The organism is Streptomyces torulosus, assembly GCF_001419765.1.
Taxonomy (GTDB): Bacteria; Actinomycetota; Actinomycetes; order Streptomycetales; family Streptomycetaceae; genus Streptomyces; species Streptomyces torulosus.
Genome location: NZ_LIRK01000548.1, coordinates 1 through 16,815, shown reverse-complemented (window position 1 = coordinate 16,815; position 16,815 = coordinate 1). Strand labels below are relative to the sequence as shown.

Here is a 16,815-nt window from a genome sequence, read left to right as displayed (position 1 = left end):
AGTCGGTTCCGACGGGGTGCTCGGCGGCCGTGGGGGCGCGGTGTCCGTCCGGTCGAGCGAGCCGAGCCAGGCGCGGACGGCCGCCACCGTGGCCGGGGCGTGTTCCCGGGTGAGCGAGAAGTGGTCGCCGGGGACGTCGACCGTGTCGTGCGGCAGCGGCCACGACGTCCGCCAGTCCTCCCCGTCGGCGCCCGCCGCCATCCGCGGCGTCGGCTTCGTGGCCCGGACCAGCAGGGTCGGGGTGGGGACGGGTTCGGGTTCCCAGTCCATGAACATGCGCGTGTACGCGCCCATCGCGGCGACGGCGCTGTCGTCGTCCCCGGTCGACGGGCCCCCGGTCAGCCTCGGGGCGAGGGCGGCAGGCAGCGCCAACAGCCACTCCGTTCCGCGGTTGTCCCGGTCGACGCGGTACGTGTCCAGCAGGACCAGGCCGACCGGGGCCGCCCCCATGGCCTCCAGCCGCCGGGTCACGAGGTGCGCCACGGCGCCTCCGGTGGACGAGCCGACGACCACGAAAGGCCGGTCGCCGACCAGTCGCAGCACCGTCTCGGCGTGCGTACGGGCCAGTGTCCCCAGATCCTCTGGCACGGCAGCGCCCTCGTCGACACCGGGATGCCGTACCTCCCACACGTCCAGGTCGCCCCGGAAGCAGTCGTGGAAGGCGGCGGCCGCGCCGCCCGGTCCGGGGAAGGAGGGGTGGTAGCCGTCGAGGAACACCACGACCGGGCCGTCGCCGGAGCCCTCGGCCCGCCGCAGCGGCGGCAGCGCGTGCCGCCGGGCATCGGACGCGTCGAACGTCGGTACGGCCCACGACGCGGTGACCAGCATGTGCATCGCGGCGACCACCTGACCCGCCTCGCACACTCGCCGGTAGAGGGAGGAGAGGCTCTGCACGGGGCGCACACCCGACGGCTCGGGGCTGCGGGGGAGCGCCGTTCCGGGAGCCGCTCCCGGTGTCCTGACGGGCTTCGGATTGGGGTTCGTACCGGGGGTCGCACCGGGTGTCGGATCGGGGGCAGCACCGGGTGTCGTACGCGTCGGCGCACCGGGCTCCCCGGCGGCCGTCGGCGGCTCCGGCAGGTCGTTGAGGAGGTCCAGCACGTGGCGGGCCAGACCGTCGGCCGTGGGGTGCTCGAACACCACGGCGGCGGAGAGTCGGAGCCGCAGCGCCAGGCTGAGCCGGTTGCGGACCTGCACCGCCATCAGCGAGTCGAAGCCCAGCTCGTCGAAGGTCCGGCCGACGGGCAGCGCGTCGGCGCTCGGATACCCGAGCACGGCGGCCACGTCCGCCCGCATCAGCTCCGCGAGCGCCTCCGCGCGCCGGGCGGAGGGCAGTTCGGCCAGGAGCGTCCGCCAGGCGCCCGGCTCCAGCATCTCCGGGGCGTCGGCGGGTGCCCCCGACCCTGGGCCCGTTCCCGTTCCCGCGCCCGCGCTCGCCTCGGCCACCGGCCGACGGGGACGCGACAGCCCCCGCAGGAGTGGTGGCAGAGGGCCTCGCGCGGACCGCAGGGCGCCCCGGTCCAGCCGCAGCGGCGCCAGGACGGGGCCACCGTCGCGTACCGCCGCGTCGAAGAGCGCCAGGCCGTCCCGTACGGAGAGGGCGCGCAGAACGTCACCGCTCCGTGTCGCCGCCTCCCTGAGCTGGGCCTCCCTGAGCTGCGCCGACGCCATGCCTGCGGCGTGCTCCCAGGGCCCCCACGCCAGGGACAGCGCGGGCAGCCCCTGGGCGGCGCGACGATGGGCGAGGGCGTCGAGGACGCTGTTCGCCGCCGCGTAGTTGCCCTGGCCGGGGCGGCCGAGTAGACCGGACGCCGACGAGAACAGGATGAAGGCCGACAGCTCCAGATCCCGGGTCAGTTCGTGCAGCCGCCAGGCCGCGTCCGCCTTGGGCCCCAGCACCGCCGCCACCCGTTCGGGCGTCAGCCCCGCCAGGACACCGTCGTCCAGGACCCCGGCCGCGTGCACCACGGCGCCCAGGGCGGGCTCACAGCCCCTGACCACCTCGGCCTGCGCGACCGGGTCCGCCATGTCGCAGGCCGCGATCGTCACTTCGGCGCCCAACTCCTCCAGCGAGGCCCGTAGTTCCGTGGCGCCGGGTGCGTCCGGGCCCCGGCGGGAGGTGAGCAGCAGATGCCGTACCCCGTAGGAGGCGACGAGATGGCGGGCGAGTTCGGAGCCCAGCGCGCCGGTGCCGCCGGTGATCAGCACGGTGCGGTCGGGGTCGAAGGGGCTCGGCCCGGACGGCTCACGGGGATCGGCGGCGGCCGTCCGTACCGCCGGCACCAGCCGCGGAGCCCTCATTCTCCCATCCCGGATGGACAGTTGGGGCTCGCCGGCGGCCACCGCGGCGGCCAGTAGCCGCTCGGACTCGGGGCGGCCGTCCGTGTCGACCAGCACGACACGTCCGGGCAGCTCCGCCTGAGCCGTGCGCACCAGACCCCATACGGCCGCACCCGCAAGGTCCGGTTCCGCCGCGGTGGCGTCCCGCGTGACCACCACGAGGCGCGAGCCGGATGCCTCCGGGTCGTCCTGCCAGTCCTGCAGGGCGCGCAGCACCCGGGCGGTCAGCAGGTGCACGGCGGCCGGCGGTGTCTCGCTGTCCGTCGTCGGGGCGACTGCGGTGACGACGATGGTGTCCGGTGCCATGCCGGTGCCGGTGCCGGTGCCGGTGCCGGTGTCAGTCTCGGTGTCGGTGACGGCAGTGTGCTCGACGGTCACCCAGCCGGGTCGCCACAGTGCCCGTCGCGCCACGTCGTGCGCCGCGTCGGCGGTACCGGCGGGAAGCTCCCGCGTGGTCAGGGAGTCCACGCGGGCCACCGGGCGGCCCGTCGCGTCGGCGAGCGTCAAAGTGACCGCGTCCGTGGCCGTCCGACGCACCCGTACCCGTAGTTCCGTCGCGCCGGACGCGTGCAGACGCACGCCGGTCCAGGCGAACGGCACCTGGATGGGGGCCGCCGGCTCAGTACCCGCCCCCGCTCGTACTTCCGCTTCCGCGCCGGCTTCCGCCCCTGTGGCTGTGGCTGTTGCCGATCGGGTGAGCAGCGCGGCGTGCGCCGCCGCGTCGAGCAGGGCGGGATGAAGTCCGAAGCGGTCTGAATCGCCCAACGCGCCCTCGTGCAGGCGTACTTCGGCGTACAGCTCGTCACCGAGCCGCCAGGCCGCCCGTACGCCCCGGAAGGCGGGACCGTAGGCGAGGCCATCGTCCGCGAGGGTGTCGTAGGCATCGGTGAGGTCGATCTCGGCCGCGCCTCGGGGCGGCCACTCCGAGAGGCCTGCCTCCGCGTCCGTCGGCGCGGACGCGGAGGCCGTGCGGGTCAACAGCCCGGTCGCCTGCCGGGTCCAGGTGGGGTCGGGGCCGTCGGTGTCGGCGGAGGCGTCGGGGCGGGCGTGGATGTCGACCGTCCGCCGTCCGGAGTCGTCCGGGGCGCCCACCACGACCTGGACGGTCACGCCGGTCCCCGGCGGCAGGGGCAGCGGCGTCAGGACCACCAACTCGTCGAGGGTGTCGCAGCCGAGCTCGTCGCCCGCCCGGACGGCCAGTTCGACGAACGCCGTCGCCGGCACGAGGACGGTCCCGCCGATCACATGGTCGCCGAGCCAGGGCTGAGCCGTTGTGGAGAGGCGCCCGGAGAGTACGGTCCGGCCCGTGTCCGGCACCATGAACGCGGGCCCCAGCAGCGGGTGCCCGTCGCCCTCCGGGGCGCGGACCGGAAGCCGGGGTGCGTCCAGCCAGTACCGCTGCCGTTGGAAGGCGTACGTCGGCAACTCCACGCGGCGCGCCCCGGTGCCCTCGAACACGGTGGGCCAGTCGACGCGGGCCCCGCGCACGTGGAGCCGGGCCACGGCCGACAGCAGCGTCTCCGGTTCGGGCTCACCGGCGCGCGTGGCGGCGGTGAACAGGGGAGCGGTGCCGTTCTCGGGGCCGGGCAGGCAGTCCTCGGCGGTCGTGATGAGCGTCGGGTGGGGGCCGACCTCCAGGAAGGCCGACACCCCGTTGTCGCCCAGCCACCGCACGGTGTCGGCGAACCGGACGGGCAGCCGGGCGTGCCGCACCCAGTACTCGGGTGAGCACAACTCCTCGGCCCCGGCGAGGCGGCCGGTGACCGCCGAGACCACGGGGATGCGGGGCGGCCGGAAGGTCACCTTCTCGGCGGCCCGGCGGAAGTCGTCGAGCATCGGCTCCACGAGCGGCGAGTGGAAGGCGTGCCCCACCCGCAGCCGTACGGTCCGGCGGCCCTTGGCCTCGAACCCGGCCGCCACGGCGAGCACCGCGTCCCGCGCACCGGAGATCACCACCGAGCGCGGCCCGTTCACGGAGGCGATCGCCACCGGGCGCGATGCGTCTGCGGGGCCGATCGCCGCCGGGGGCGGTGCGTCTACGGAGCCGATCGCCGTCGGGGGCGGTGCGTCTGCGGAGCCGATCGCCGTCGGGGGCGGTGCGTCACCGGATTCGGTCGCCGTCGGGCGAGGGCCCTGCGTCGAGGCGGCGGTCACGCGGCCGGCGGGGTCTGCGTCGCCGTGCGGGACCTCGAAGTCGGCCAGCGCCGCCAGTACTTCGTCCTCCGTCGCGTGCAGCGCGACCATCGCGCCGCCCTCCGGCAGCGCCTGCATCAGCCTGCCGCGCGCCGCGACGAGGGCCGCCGCGTCGTCGAGGTCCAGGACACCGGCGACATGGGCGGCGGTCAGCTCACCGACGGAGTGCCCGGCCAGGTAGTCGGGGCGCACACCCCACGACTCCAGAAGCCGGAACAACGCGACCTCGAAGGCGAACAGCCCTGCCTGGGTGAAGTCCGTACGGTCGAGCAGAGCGGCCTCCGGGGTGCCCGGAGCGGCGGAGAGCACCTCGTCGAGGGGGACGTCGAGGCGGCCCTCGAACGCCCGGCACACCTCGTCGTGAGCGGAGGCGAAGACAGGGAACGCCGACCGCAACTCGGCACCCATACGGGCACGTTGGGCTCCCTGACCGGTGAACAGGAAGGCCGTACGGAGAGCGGGGTCGGCGACGGCCCGTTCCGTGCCGGTGATGGCGGTGCCGCTACCGGTACCGCCACCGGTACTGGCGAAACCGGTGCTGCCCGCGGCCGCACCCCCGGCTCCAACAGCTCCCTCAGTTCCAGCGGCCAGCGCCTCCAGCCCGGCCAGCATCCGGGCCCGTTCACCCGGCGGGACCACCGCCCGGTGCGTCGACGCCGAGCGCGTCACGGCCAGGGAGACGCCGACATCGGCCGGTGACAGTTCGGGCCGCGCGACCAGATGGTCGGCGAGACGGCGCGCTTGGGCGCGCAGCGCGCCCTCGTCCGCCCCGGAGAGCAACCAGGGGACACCGTGGGCGTCGACGCCGAGCACGACCGGTGGCTGCCCGACCAGACGGTCGTCCGCGTGAGACGGCGGCACCTCGGCACCAGAGTCGGGAGCGTCGGACAGCTCCTCGGCGCCCGACCGGGCAGTACCGGACGGCTCCCCGGCGCCTGAGCGAGGCGCGGCCGGCGGCTCCTCCACGATCACATGCGCGTTGGTCCCGCCGATCCCGAACGCGGACACCCCGGCCCGCCGAGGTCGGCCCGCGGTGGAGGGCCACGGCCGGGCGGCGGTGAGCAGTTCCACCTTCCCGGAGGCCCAGTCGACATGCGGTGAGGGTGTCTCGGCGTGCAGGCTGCGGGGCATCTCCCCGTGCCGCATGGCCTGCACCATCTTGATGACTCCGGCGACCCCGGCGGCCGCCTGTGTGTGCCCGAGGTTCGACTTGACCGACCCCAGCCACAACGGCTCCTCGCGGTCCTGCCCGTACGCGGCGAGCAGGGCGCCCGCCTCGACGGGGTCGCCCAGCGTGGTGCCCGTGCCATGGGCCTCCACCACGTCGACATCGGCCGGTCGGAGCCGTGCATCGGCCAACGCCCGCTCGATCAGACGCTGTTGGGCCTGACCGTTGGGCGCGGTGAGTCCGTTGGACGCGCCGTCGGAGTTGACGGCGGAGCCGCGCAGCACCGCCAGGACGGGGTGTCCGTGCCGTCGGGCGTCGGAGAGCCGTTCGAGCAGCACCAGCCCGACGCCCTCCGCCCAGGCGGTGCCGTCCGCCGCCGCCGAGAACGACTTGCAGCGGCCCTCGGGGGAGAGCCCACGCTGCCGGCTGAACGCCGTGAACGGCTTCGGTGTCGCCATCACCGTGACCCCGCCGGCCAGCGCCAGGGAGCACTCGCCCGACCGCAGGGCCGCGGCCGCCCAGTGCAGGGCCACCAGGGAGGAGGAGCAGGCGGTGTCGATCGTGATCGACGGCCCGCGCAGGCCGTACACGTACGAGATCCGGCCGGCCGCCACACTGCCGGATGTGCCCAGCCCCAGATGGGCCTCCAGTTCGTGGTGGACGAAACGCGCCGAGTAGTCGGCGTGCATCATGCCGACGAACACCCCTGTGTCGCTCTCGCGCACGGCGGCCGGGGCGATCCCGGCCCGTTCCCACACCTCCCAGGAGGTCTCCAGCAGCAGCCGCTGCTGCGGATCCATCGCCAGGGCCTCCCGCGGCGCGATCCCGAACAGGCCCGCGTCGAACTCGGCGGCCCGGTGCAGGAATCCGCCCCGCCGGGTGTACGAGGTGCCGACGCGGTCGGGGTCCGGGTCGTAGAGGGCGGCCAGGTCCCAGCCCCGGTCGGTCGGGAAGTCGGAGGTGGCGTCCCGGCCCTCGGAGACGAGCCGCCACAGGTCCTCCGGCGAGTACACGTCACCGGGGTAGCGGCAGCCCATGGCGACGATGACCACCGGGTCGTCCTCGTCGTCGACCGTGGCCCCGCCGGTCCCTGGCGTGGTGGCGGGCGTCGCGCCGAAGAGGGTGCTGTGCAGGGACCGGGCCAGCTCGGCGGGGCTGGGACGGTCGAAGACCAGGGTCGCCGGGAGCCTCAGCCCGGTCGCCGCGCCCAGCCGCTCGATGAGCGCGACGGCGCCCACGGACGTCAACCCCAGATCGGTGAACGGCGCCTCGGCGCTGGGGAGTTCGCCCGGCCCGCCCCCGCACACCTCGGCTGTCTCGGCGAGCACCGCCTCCCTGAGCGCCCGCTCCCGCCCCTCCGGAGGCAGGGACAACAGCCGCCGCCGCAAGGCCCCGTCGGCCGCCGGGACCGCCTGAGGCGAGGTCGCTGTGGGCGGGGCCACCGAGGGGGAGACCGCCGAAGGCGCGCCGAGCCGCCCGGCCGGTGACTCGGCGGCGGCCCCGGCCGTGACCTCCGGCGCGATCGGCGCTGCGGCGACGGCATGCCGGGCGATCTTGCCGGAGGCCGTCCGTGGCACCGCCGCGATCTCATGGAACTCCACGGGCAGCTTGTACTCGGCGAGCCGGGTGCGGCACGCGGCCAGCACCCGCCGAGGATCGAACCCGTCCGGGCCGGGGACCACGTACGCCACCGGCACCTCACCGAGTACGTCGTGCGGTCGGCCGACGACCACGGCGTCCGTCACACCGGGACTGTGCAGCAAGGCCTGTTCGACCTCGGTGGGGTGGATGTTCTCGCCACCGCGGATGATCAGTTCGCTGACCCGCCCGGTGAGGCGGAGATGGCCGTGCTCGACCCGGCGGCCGAGGTCACCGGTCCGGTACCAGCCGTCCACCAGGGCCGACCCTGTGGCCTCGGGCCGCCGGTGGTAGCCCGTCATCAGACCAGGCCCGCGGACCCAGATCTCCCCCTCACCACCGTCGGTGACATCGTTGCCGCTGCCCGGCTCGACGACGCGTACATCCACTCCGGGGATCGGAGGCCCGCAGGAACCGTCGACCGTCGGCCCGTCCGGCCGGTTCACCGCGATCATCCCGCATGTCTCGGTGCTGCCGTACGCGTCGAGCAGCCGCGCTCCCAACGCCTGTTCCACCTCGCGGCGCAACGCCGGGGAACTGGGCGCGCCCGCCACCAGACATGTGCGGAGCCCCACCGGCAGCGCCGTGCCGTCCGCCGACGCCAGCAGCCGGTGGTACACCGCGGGCACCCCGGCCAGCACGGTGTAGGGGCCGTCGAGAGCCCCGTGCGGGTGGCGCAGTTCGCGCCACAGGCCGTCGGGCGGCAGCAGGTCACCGGTGATGCGGGCGCTCGCGCCGACGGCGGTGATGCCGAGGATCGCCAGGGAGTGGCCGAAACTGTGGAACAGCGGCAGGGGCCACAGCAGCCGGTCCTCCGGAGAGAGACCGAAGATCGGCGCGTAACAGGCGGCCACCGACCACAGGGCGGCCCGCTGGGTCGACACCACACCCTTGGGGCGGTGGGTCGTACCGGAGGTGTAGAGCATCCAGGCCGGCTCGTCGAGACCGAGATCGTCCCGGGGCGGGTTCTGACCGGGCGCGTCCGCCCCGGCGACGGCGTCGAGGAGGACCGTGCCCTCCGGGGCGTCCGCCGGGACCGGGCCCGGCCCCGTCAGCAGCACGCGCGTGCCGGGCTCGTCGACGGCCGGGCTCGTCCGGTGCAGCCGTGCGAGCCGCGCCGGGTCGGTGACGACGACCGAGGCGCCGCTGTCCCGCAGGAAATGGGCGAGTTCGGCGTCGGAGGAGCGGGGGTTGAGAGGGACGCCCACGGCACCGGCCCGGACGGCGGCGAGCACGGCCTCGACCATCTCGACACGGTTGCCCAGGCAGATCGCGACCCGCTCGCCGCGCTCCAGGCCGGTCCGCGCGAGATACGCGGCCAGCCTGCCGGTGCGCCGCTCCAGCTCCGCGTAGGTGACGGCCCGCGCGTCGTCGGCGAAGGCCACCCGGGACGGCGACCGCTCCGCATGTGCCTTCAGCAGCTCCGGCAGCGGCCGTATCAGTCCGTCATGATGCATGTGGCGCCTCCCCGGCCCCGTAGGACCCACCGTCAAACTCCTTGCGGAGCAACGGCGTTGACCCTAAGGGGGGGGAGGCCGAATGTCCGAACATCCGGACTGTCGGCGTTTCGGACGGCCGATGGTGTTCCGAACGGCCGATGGTGTTCCGGACGGTCGTACGGCGTCGCGACCGCCGACGGCGTTCTGGACGCCCGGCGGCACAGGGACATGCCGCCGGGGTTCACTGCCTCAGGTGTCGGACCAGGCCTAGGACACGCAGCCGACGTGGGCGAGGGCCTGCTTCAGCAGGACTCCCTGGCCGCCCGGCATCTCGCTCTGGACCGACGGCGACGCGGCCTCCTGCGGGCTGAACCACACCAGGTCGAGCGCGTCCTGCCGAGGACGGCAGTCGCCGGACACGGGGACGATGTACGCGAGCGCCACCGCGTGCTGGCGGGGGTCGTGGAACGGCGTGATGCCCTGCGTCGGGAAGTACTCGGCGACCGTGAAAGGCTGAAGCGAGGCCGGGACGCGGGGCAGTGCCACCGGGCCGAGGTCCTTCTCCAGATGACGCAGGAGCGCGTCGCGCACCCGCTCGTGGTGCATCACGCGGCCGGACACCAGCGTGCGGCTGACCGTTCCGTCCGGGCCGATGCGCAGCAGCAGGCCGATGCTGGTCACTTCGCCGCTGTCGTCGACGCGCACGGGCACGGCCTCGACGTACAGGATCGGCATACGGGCGCGCGCCGATTCGAGTTCGTCGGACGTCAGCCAGCCAGGCGTGGTTTCGGTCATGTCAGACATTGGCCGATCATACTTTCAACGTCACCTGGTGTGGGCGTAGCGCCGATCACATGCGGCGCGCCCGTGTCGGGGTGCCGCTCAGCCGTGGGCGGCCCACTGGCCCCGGACGTGCCCGAGGTGGCGGGTCATCACCGCCCGGACGGCGTTCTCGTCGCGGTCGAGGAGGGCGTCGAGGAGTTCCAGGTGCTCCTGCGCGGACGCCAGGAGACGGCCCGCCTCGACGAGCGCGGTCAGCCCGTACAGCCGTGAGCGTTTGCGCAGGTCGCCCACCACCTCGACCAGATGCGCGTTGCCCGCGAGGGCCAGCAGGCCGAGGTGGAAGCGGGTGTCGGCCTCCACGTACGCGATGAGGTCCCCGGCGGCCGCGGCGGCCACGATCTCCCGCGCGGCGGGCCGCAGCGCCTCCAGGGAGACGGGGTCGGCGGTCCGGGCCAGGGCCACGGTGGTCGGGATCTCGATCAGCGAGCGGATCTGGGTGTACTCGTCGAGCTGCTTCTCGGTCACGGCGGTGACCCGGAAGCCCTTGTTGGGCACGGTGTCGACCAGGCCCTCCTTGACCAGGTCCAGCATGGCCTCGCGGACCGGTGTGGCCGAGACACCGAAGCGCGCGGCGAGCGCGGGCGCGGAGTACACCTGGCCCGGCCGCAGCTCACCGGCGATCAGCGCGGCCCGCAGCGCGTCGGCGACCCGCTCCCGATAGCTGCTCTTCTTGCCGCCGAGCACCGGCAGGGCGGGCGCCGGGGGAGCGGCGCCCTGAACGGCGGAGGCGGCCGGCGAAACGGGGGCGCCCGGTGCCGAGGAGGTGGCGCCGGTGCGCTGCGGGGCCATGGGGGACATACGGTCTCTCCTGGAGTCCTGGAGCCCGGAATCCTAGAGGACGAATCCGGAGGGGAACGGGTCGGTCGGGTCGAGCAGATACTGGGCGGTGCCGGTGATCCAGGCGCGGCCCGTGAAACTGGGCAGCACGGCCGGGGCCCCGGCCACCTCGGTCTCGCCGAGGAGCCGTCCGGTGAACCGGGTGCCGATGAAGGACTCGTTCACGAACTCGGTGTGCAGCGGGAGTTCGCCCCGCGCGTGCAGTTGCGCCATGCGCGCACTGGTGCCCGTACCGCAGGGTGAGCGGTCGAACCAGCCGGGGTGGATGGCCATCGCGTGCCGTGAGTGCCGGGCGGTGGCGCCGGGCGCGTACAGATGGACGTGGTGCACCCCGTGGATGGACGGATCCTCGGGGTGGACGGGTTCCTCCTCGGCGTTGATGGCGTCCATCAGGTCGAGGCCCGCGCGGAGGATGTCGTCCTTGCGGGAGCGGTCGAAGGGCAGACCGAACTCCTCCAGCGGCAGGATGGCGTAGAAGTTCCCGCCGTACGCCAGGTCGTAGATGACGGTCCGCCCGTCGGCCAGGGTGATCCTGCGCTCCAGGCCGACGGAGAACGACGGCACGTTCCGCAGGGTGACCGCCTTCGCCGCGCCGTCCTCCACGGCCACCTCGGCGACGACGAGCCCGGCCGGGGTGTCGAGACGGATGGTCGTGACCGGCTCGACGACCTCGACCATGCCGGTCTCGACGAGGACCGTCGCCACCCCGATCGTGCCGTGGCCGCACATGGGCAGATAGCCGGAGACCTCGATGTAGACCACACCCCAGTCGCAGTCGGGGCGGGTGGGCGGCTGGAGGATCGCACCGCTCATCGCCGCGTGACCGCGCGGCTCGTTCATCAGCAACTGCTTGACGTCGTCCCGGTGTTCACGGAACCACAGCCGCCGTTCGTTCATGGTCGCACCGGGGATGGTGCCGATCCCGCCGGTGATCACCCGGGTCGGCATGCCCTCGGTGTGCGAGTCGACGGCGTGCAGGACGAGCTTGCTGCGCATGACCGTGCTCCTTCTTCCGCTCTCCTTCCGCTTCCGCGCGCGTTACGCGAGCCCCGCGGCGACGGCCTTCTCGGTGGCGGACCGGATCACGGCCTCCTGTTCCGGCAGCAGCTCCACGCGCGGCGGCCGGCAGCGCCCGCCGTGCCGGCCCACGATGTCCATGGACAGCTTGATGGCCTGCACGAACTCGACCTTCGAGTCCCAGCGCAGCAGCGGGTGCAGTTGCTCGTACAGCCCCCTCGCCGTCGCGAGGTCCCCGTCCACCGCCGCGTGGTACAGCTCCACGGTCGCCGCGGGCAGCGCGTTCGGGTACCCGGCGACCCAGCCCTTGGCGCCCGCCAGCGCGAGCTCCAGCAGCACATCGTCGGCGCCGATCAACAGGTCCAGTTCAGGGGCGAGTTCGGCCAGCTGGTAGGCCCGGCGCACATCCCCGGAGAACTCCTTCACGGCCCGGATGTACCCCTCGCCGTGCAGCTTGGCGAGCAGCTCCGGCACCAGGTCGACCTTGGTGTCGACGGGGTTGTTGTACGCCACGACGGGCAGGCCCGCCTTCGCGACCTCCTCGTAGTGCGCCAGCACCGAACGCTCGTCGGCGCGGTAGGCGTTCGGCGGGAGCAGCATCACCGACGCGCAGCCCGCGTCCCGCGCCTGCTCGGCCCAGCGACGGGACTCGGCGGAGCCGTACGCGGCGACGCCCGGCATCACCCGCGAGCCGCCGATCGCCGAGACGGCCGTCTCCACGACCCGCGCCCGCTCCTCGGGCGTCAGCACCTGGTACTCGCCGAGCGAGCCGTTCGGCACGACACCGTCACAGCCGTTCTCGACCAGCCAGGCGCAGTGCTCGGCGTACGTGTCGTAGTCCACGGACAGATCGTCGCGGAGGGGGAGTGCGGTGGCGACGAGGACACCGCGCCAGGGGCGGTTGCCGGTGCGGTTGGCGGTGCCTGTGCCGGTCGAGCGCGCGGAAGTGGTCATCTGCGGGTCCCTCCATAGGGTGTGACATGGTATTGACGGCGTTTCGGACGAGTCGGACGAGCGGCTTCTCGACGGTCTCGGGCAGGCGGCTTCTCGACGGCTTTGGACGGGAGGCTTCTCGACGACGGCTCACTCCACCGGCGGCCCTCCCCGACCCTCGGCCTCCACGGGCAGTCCTCCCGGGTCGCCGGCCTCCATGGGCTGCTCTCCCGGCTCCTCGGACTCCACGGGAGCCCTTCCTCGCTCCCCGGTCTCCCCGGCCCGCGCCAGCACACCGAGCGGTACGGGGCGTGCGAACGGCCGTCGGGCCACCGTCTCCGCGCACCCGGCGAGCCCCGCGACCGCCGGCCCGCACATCCGGCCCTGGCACCAGCCCATCCCGGCCCTGGTGAGCAGCTTCACGGTGCGGACGTCTCCGGCCCCCAGTTCCCCGACGGCCTCGCGGACCGCCCCGGCGGTGACCTCCTCGCACCGGCACACCACCGTGTCGTCGGTGACCTGCTCCGTCCAGTGCGCCGACGGCACGTACACGGTGTCGAGCGCGGCGAAGAACTCCCGCAGCCGCGTACGGGACGTGGCCGCGGCCGCCCACTCCCGCGGATCCGGTTCCCGGCCCCGGAGCCGGGCCGCCGCCGACCGCCCGGCGACATGGCCCTCGGCCAGGGACAGGGCCGCGCCGCCGATCCCGGTGGTCTCGCCCGCCGCCCAGACGCCCGGCACATCGGTGCGCTGCTCGTCGTCGACGGCCACGCTCATGCCGTCGGCGTCGATGCGGCAGCCCAGGGACTCGGCGAGGTCGGTGTGCGGGACCATGCCGTGCCCGACGGCCAGCGTGTCGCAGGGGACGCGCCGTTCACTGCCGGGTCGGACCCGCCCCTCGGCGTCCAGCGCGGCGACGGTCACGGCCTCCAGCCGGTCGGTTCCGTGCGCCTCGACCACGGTGTGCCGTACGAGAGTCCGCACCCGGTGGCGCAGCAACTCCACCGCGTACCCGGCCCCTTCGGCCAGCTTGTCCGCCCGGCCCGCGAGCGTCCCCACTCGCCGGGCGAGCGCCTTGGGGTCGGCGGACTCGACCAGCGCGGCCACCCGGACACCGGCCGCCGCGAGCCCGGTCGCCACCGGCAGCAGCAACGGGCCGGTCCCGGCGACGACCGCCGTACGGCCCGACACCACGAGCCCGCCCTTCAACATGGCTTGCGCGCCCCCGGCGGTGACCACGCCCGGCAGGGTCCAGCCGGGGAAGGGCAGCACCTTCTCGTAGCCGCCGGTCGCGAGCACGACGGCGTCGGCCCGCACCTCGACGGGTTCCTCCTGCCCGGGGCCGAGCAGCGCGTGCACGGTGAAGCCGCCGGGGGTGCCGGAGGGCCGTTGCCCTTGCGGCGCGCCCGGCCGCCGCTCCACGCACCACACGTGGTGCTCGGGGAGATGGGTGATGTTCCCGGCGGCGAGGTGCCGTTCGAGACCGTCGCGCAGCCGCTGCCAGGTCCGCCACTGGTGGTGGAGCGCCTGCGGGCGCCGTGCCCCGAGCGCCGCGGCGGGCTGCCGGTAGAACTGGCCGCCGGGCGCCTCCGCGGAGTCGATCACCGTCACGTGGACGCCCCGCCCGGCCGCAGCCAGCGCCGCGGCGAGGCCGGCCGGCCCCGCGCCGACGACCGCGAGGCGGGGCGATGGTCCCGAACGCGGCCCGACCCGTTCAGTGCCCATGCCCCGTCCCCTCCTGCGTGCGGATCACGTCGCCCGGCCGGACCGGTACCAGACAAGCCCGTTGGTTGGGGCGGTCGTTGACGGTCATCAGGCAGTCGAAGCAGACGCCGATTCCGCAGAAGACACCGCGCGGCCTGCCCTCGCCGCGGGTGGTGCGCCAGGAGGTCACACCGGCCGTCCAGAGCACCGCCGCGACCGTCTGACCGGGCAGGGCCTCCAGTTCACGGCCGTCGAGGGTGACGCCGAAGGCGGGCCCCGGTTCGGCGTCCGCCAACTCCAACGGATTCATTCCGCAGCCTCCTCGTGGACGGCGAACCGGTCAGGGCGGAACGGCGCCAGATCCAGCTCCGGTGTCCTGCCGCCGAGCACCTGGGCGATCAACTGCCCCGTCCCGGTGGCGAGTCCGATGCCCGCCCCCTCGTGCCCGCACGCGTGGAACAGCCCCGGCACCCGCGGGTCCGGCCCGATCGCGGGCAGATGGTCGGGCATGTACGGCCGGAACCCGACGTACGTCCGCATCGCGCGCACCCGATCCAGGAACGGGAACAACCGGGTCGCGCCCGCCGCCAGCGCCCGCACCACGGGCAGCGAGAACGACCGGTCGAAACCGACCCGCTCCCGGCTCGCCCCGATGAGTACCGGCCCGGCGGCCGTGCCCTCGACGACCGGGGAGGTCTGCAGCGCCGCCGAGTCGCTGGCCACGTCGGCCACGTAGTCGGCGGCGTACACCTTGTGCCGCACCAGGGGCGGGAGCGGTTCGGTGACGAGGACGAATCCGCGCCGGGGGAGTACGGGGAGGTGGACCCCGGCGAGCGCGGCCACCTCGCCGCCCCAGGTGCCGGCGGCGTTCACCACGGCCGGGGCGTGGATCTCGCCCCGGTCGGTCCGTACGCCGCGCACGGCCCCGTCGGGCGAGCACAACACCCCGGTCACCGTGCGGCCGGTGAGGAGGCGGGCCCCCGAGGCCCGTACGAGATGGGCTGCGGCGAGGGTCGGCATGACCTGGGCGTCCTGCGGGTAGTACACGCCGCCGGCGAGGCCGGTCGCCAACTCCGGTTCCAGATCGTGGAGTTGTCCGGCGGTGACGGTCTCCGCCGCGACCCCGGCGGTGCGCTGCCCGGCCGCGAGCTTCTCCAGGGCGGCGAGCCCTTCCGGTGCCGAGGCGACGACGAGCCCGCCCTTCGGGTCGTACTCGAACGCCGTCCCGAGGCCGGGTTCGCAGGCCAGTTCGGTCCACAAGCGATTCGACAGGAGGGCGAGTTCGAGTTCGGGACCGGGTTCCTTGTCGGAGACGAGGAGGTTGCCCTCGCCCGCCCCGGTCGTGCCACCGGCCACCGGACCGCGGTCCACCACGGTCACGTCCAGCCCTGCCCGGGCCGCGTACAGGGCGCAGGCCGCGCCCACCATCCCCGCTCCCAGCACCACGACGTCGCAGGTCAGTCGCTCGGTCACGCCAGTACTATGTCACATGGCGCTCCGGCCCGGAATACCGCGAAGCCGAGCGCTGAGGCGGGCTCAGCGCCAGTCGTCGATCACGTAGGCGGTCGGGTGGCTGTAGCCGGGTTCGTTGGGCCTGTGCATGGTCACGCCTTGCAGCCAGGTGCGGAAACCGCGGTCGGCCATGCGCCGGTAGGCGTCCTCGCGGGCCAGGTTCATCCCGGCGTCCAGTTGTCCCAGCCCCTTCTCGGCGGCCAGCTGCTCGCACGCGTCCAGCAGCCGTCCGAACCGGTCCGCGGCGCCCGGGCCGGGGCGTACGGCGCCGAACTTGACGAAGCACACGTCCTCACCGGCCTCCGACCCCGCTCCGCAATGGCAGACGGCCAGACCGTCGAGGCCGGAGCCTGAACCGGCGCCCTCAAGAAGGACGGTGTCACCGAGCCCCTGCGTCTGCGTGGCGACGATCTCGCGCTCCAGGCTCAGGCCCTCGAACACGGACTCCGTCAGCGCGCGGCAAAGACTCAGCGCGTCGGTCCGCTCGGCGGCGGTCAGCTCGCCGTACAACAGGCGGCCGGGAACCGCGGCAGGGGCGGTGACCTGCTTCTTCATGATGGCGGTCAGGAATCGGGGCCAGAAACCGTACCGGCGGTAGAGCTCCAGGTGCTTGGGACTGTGCGAGAACGTGAACAGGCCGAGGTGGCGGTTCCCCCAGGTGTCGAAGCAGGCCATGACCGGTTCCATCAGGCGCCTGCCGATGCCCTGGTCCCACAGATCCGGACGTACGGTCAGCGGGCCGAAGTACCCGACGCTGCCCCAGTCGGCGGCGAAGTTCGTCCCGACGACCTCGCCCTCGACGGTCGCCGCGAAAGCCGCGCGCGGATCCGCCGCCCAGCGGGTGCGGACGTAGTCGGCGGTCCCGAAGAACGTCTCCGGCTCGGGGAACCCGAGGAAGGTCCCGAAGGCGACCCTGAAGATCTGGTCGGCCCGATCCAGGTCCGGCTCGACCAGCGGGCGGACCGCCACCGAGGCGACACCACCGGTTCGCTGCGCTGCGGACATGCTCGCTCTCCTTTCCGCCCCCGCATCCATCGCACCACGGACCCGCGCACCGGGCGATACGACGGTTCGGCCCGCACGGCAGGCACGGATTCCCCACGCTCCCCGACGACCGGCCGGCCGGGGGGAGGGGGCGAGAGCACCTCCGCCTCCATCACCGGCCGCCCGCCCGCCTCGATCCCCGGCCTC

The 16,815-nt window shown here is 74.0% G+C and carries 9 protein-coding genes; all 9 read right to left on the bottom strand.

Annotation, left to right across the window (positions count from 1 at the left end):
* The coding region (locus AOK23_RS45915) for a type I polyketide synthase (RefSeq protein ID WP_079049843.1) at positions 1 to 8,796 on the bottom strand (8,796 nt) is incomplete at its 3' end.
* 249 nt (positions 8,797 to 9,045) lie between these two features.
* Complete coding sequence (locus AOK23_RS32875) at positions 9,046 to 9,573, bottom strand: NUDIX hydrolase family protein (RefSeq protein ID WP_055541164.1); 528 nt, start codon at positions 9,571 to 9,573, stop codon at positions 9,046 to 9,048.
* 87 nt (positions 9,574 to 9,660) lie between these two features.
* A complete protein-coding gene (locus AOK23_RS32870) occupies positions 9,661 to 10,410 on the bottom strand; it encodes a GntR family transcriptional regulator (protein WP_240496674.1) in 750 nt (249 codons plus the stop codon).
* Positions 10,411 to 10,452: 42 nt separating this feature from the next.
* Complete coding sequence (locus AOK23_RS32865) at positions 10,453 to 11,454, bottom strand: proline racemase family protein (RefSeq protein ID WP_055716195.1); 1,002 nt, start codon at positions 11,452 to 11,454, stop codon at positions 10,453 to 10,455.
* Positions 11,455 to 11,496: 42 nt separating this feature from the next.
* Positions 11,497 to 12,429 carry a dihydrodipicolinate synthase family protein gene (locus AOK23_RS32860; protein ID WP_055716194.1) on the bottom strand — a complete coding sequence of 311 codons (933 nt, stop codon included), beginning with the start codon at positions 12,427 to 12,429 and terminating at the stop codon, positions 11,497 to 11,499.
* Positions 12,430 to 12,558: 129 nt separating this feature from the next.
* A complete protein-coding gene (locus AOK23_RS32855; RefSeq protein ID WP_079049842.1) occupies positions 12,559 to 14,133 on the bottom strand; it encodes an FAD-dependent oxidoreductase in 1,575 nt (524 codons plus the stop codon).
* Positions 14,123 to 14,422, bottom strand: coding sequence for a (2Fe-2S)-binding protein (locus AOK23_RS32850; protein ID WP_055716193.1), 300 nt, complete (start codon positions 14,420 to 14,422; stop codon positions 14,123 to 14,125). Before AOK23_RS32850 ends, AOK23_RS32855 begins: the two co-directional genes overlap by 11 nt.
* A complete protein-coding gene (locus tag AOK23_RS32845) occupies positions 14,419 to 15,585 on the bottom strand; it encodes an NAD(P)/FAD-dependent oxidoreductase (protein WP_055716192.1) in 1,167 nt (388 codons plus the stop codon). Before AOK23_RS32845 ends, AOK23_RS32850 begins: the two co-directional genes overlap by 4 nt.
* Positions 15,586 to 15,648: 63 nt before the next feature.
* Entirely contained in the window at positions 15,649 to 16,629 is a 981-nt protein-coding gene (locus AOK23_RS32840; RefSeq protein WP_055716191.1) for a GNAT family N-acetyltransferase, read from the bottom strand.
* Positions 16,630 to 16,815 lie beyond the last annotated feature (186 nt).

Bases quoted from the DNA above. Each gene is read 5' to 3' on its own strand.
- AOK23_RS32875 (WP_055541164.1), bottom strand. From the start codon at position 9,573: ATGACCGAAACCACGCCTGGCTGGCTGACGTCCGACGAACTCGAATCG.
- AOK23_RS32870 (WP_240496674.1), bottom strand. From the start codon at position 10,410: ATGGCCCCGCAGCGCACCGGCGCCACCTCCTCGGCACCGGGCGCCCCC.
- AOK23_RS32865 (WP_055716195.1), bottom strand. From the start codon at position 11,454: ATGCGCAGCAAGCTCGTCCTGCACGCCGTCGACTCGCACACCGAGGGC.
- AOK23_RS32860 (WP_055716194.1), bottom strand. From the start codon at position 12,429: ATGACCACTTCCGCGCGCTCGACCGGCACAGGCACCGCCAACCGCACC.
- AOK23_RS32855 (WP_079049842.1), bottom strand. From the start codon at position 14,133: ATGGGCACTGAACGGGTCGGGCCGCGTTCGGGACCATCGCCCCGCCTC.
- AOK23_RS32850 (WP_055716193.1), bottom strand. From the start codon at position 14,422: ATGAATCCGTTGGAGTTGGCGGACGCCGAACCGGGGCCCGCCTTCGGC.
- AOK23_RS32840 (WP_055716191.1), bottom strand. From the start codon at position 16,629: ATGTCCGCAGCGCAGCGAACCGGTGGTGTCGCCTCGGTGGCGGTCCGC.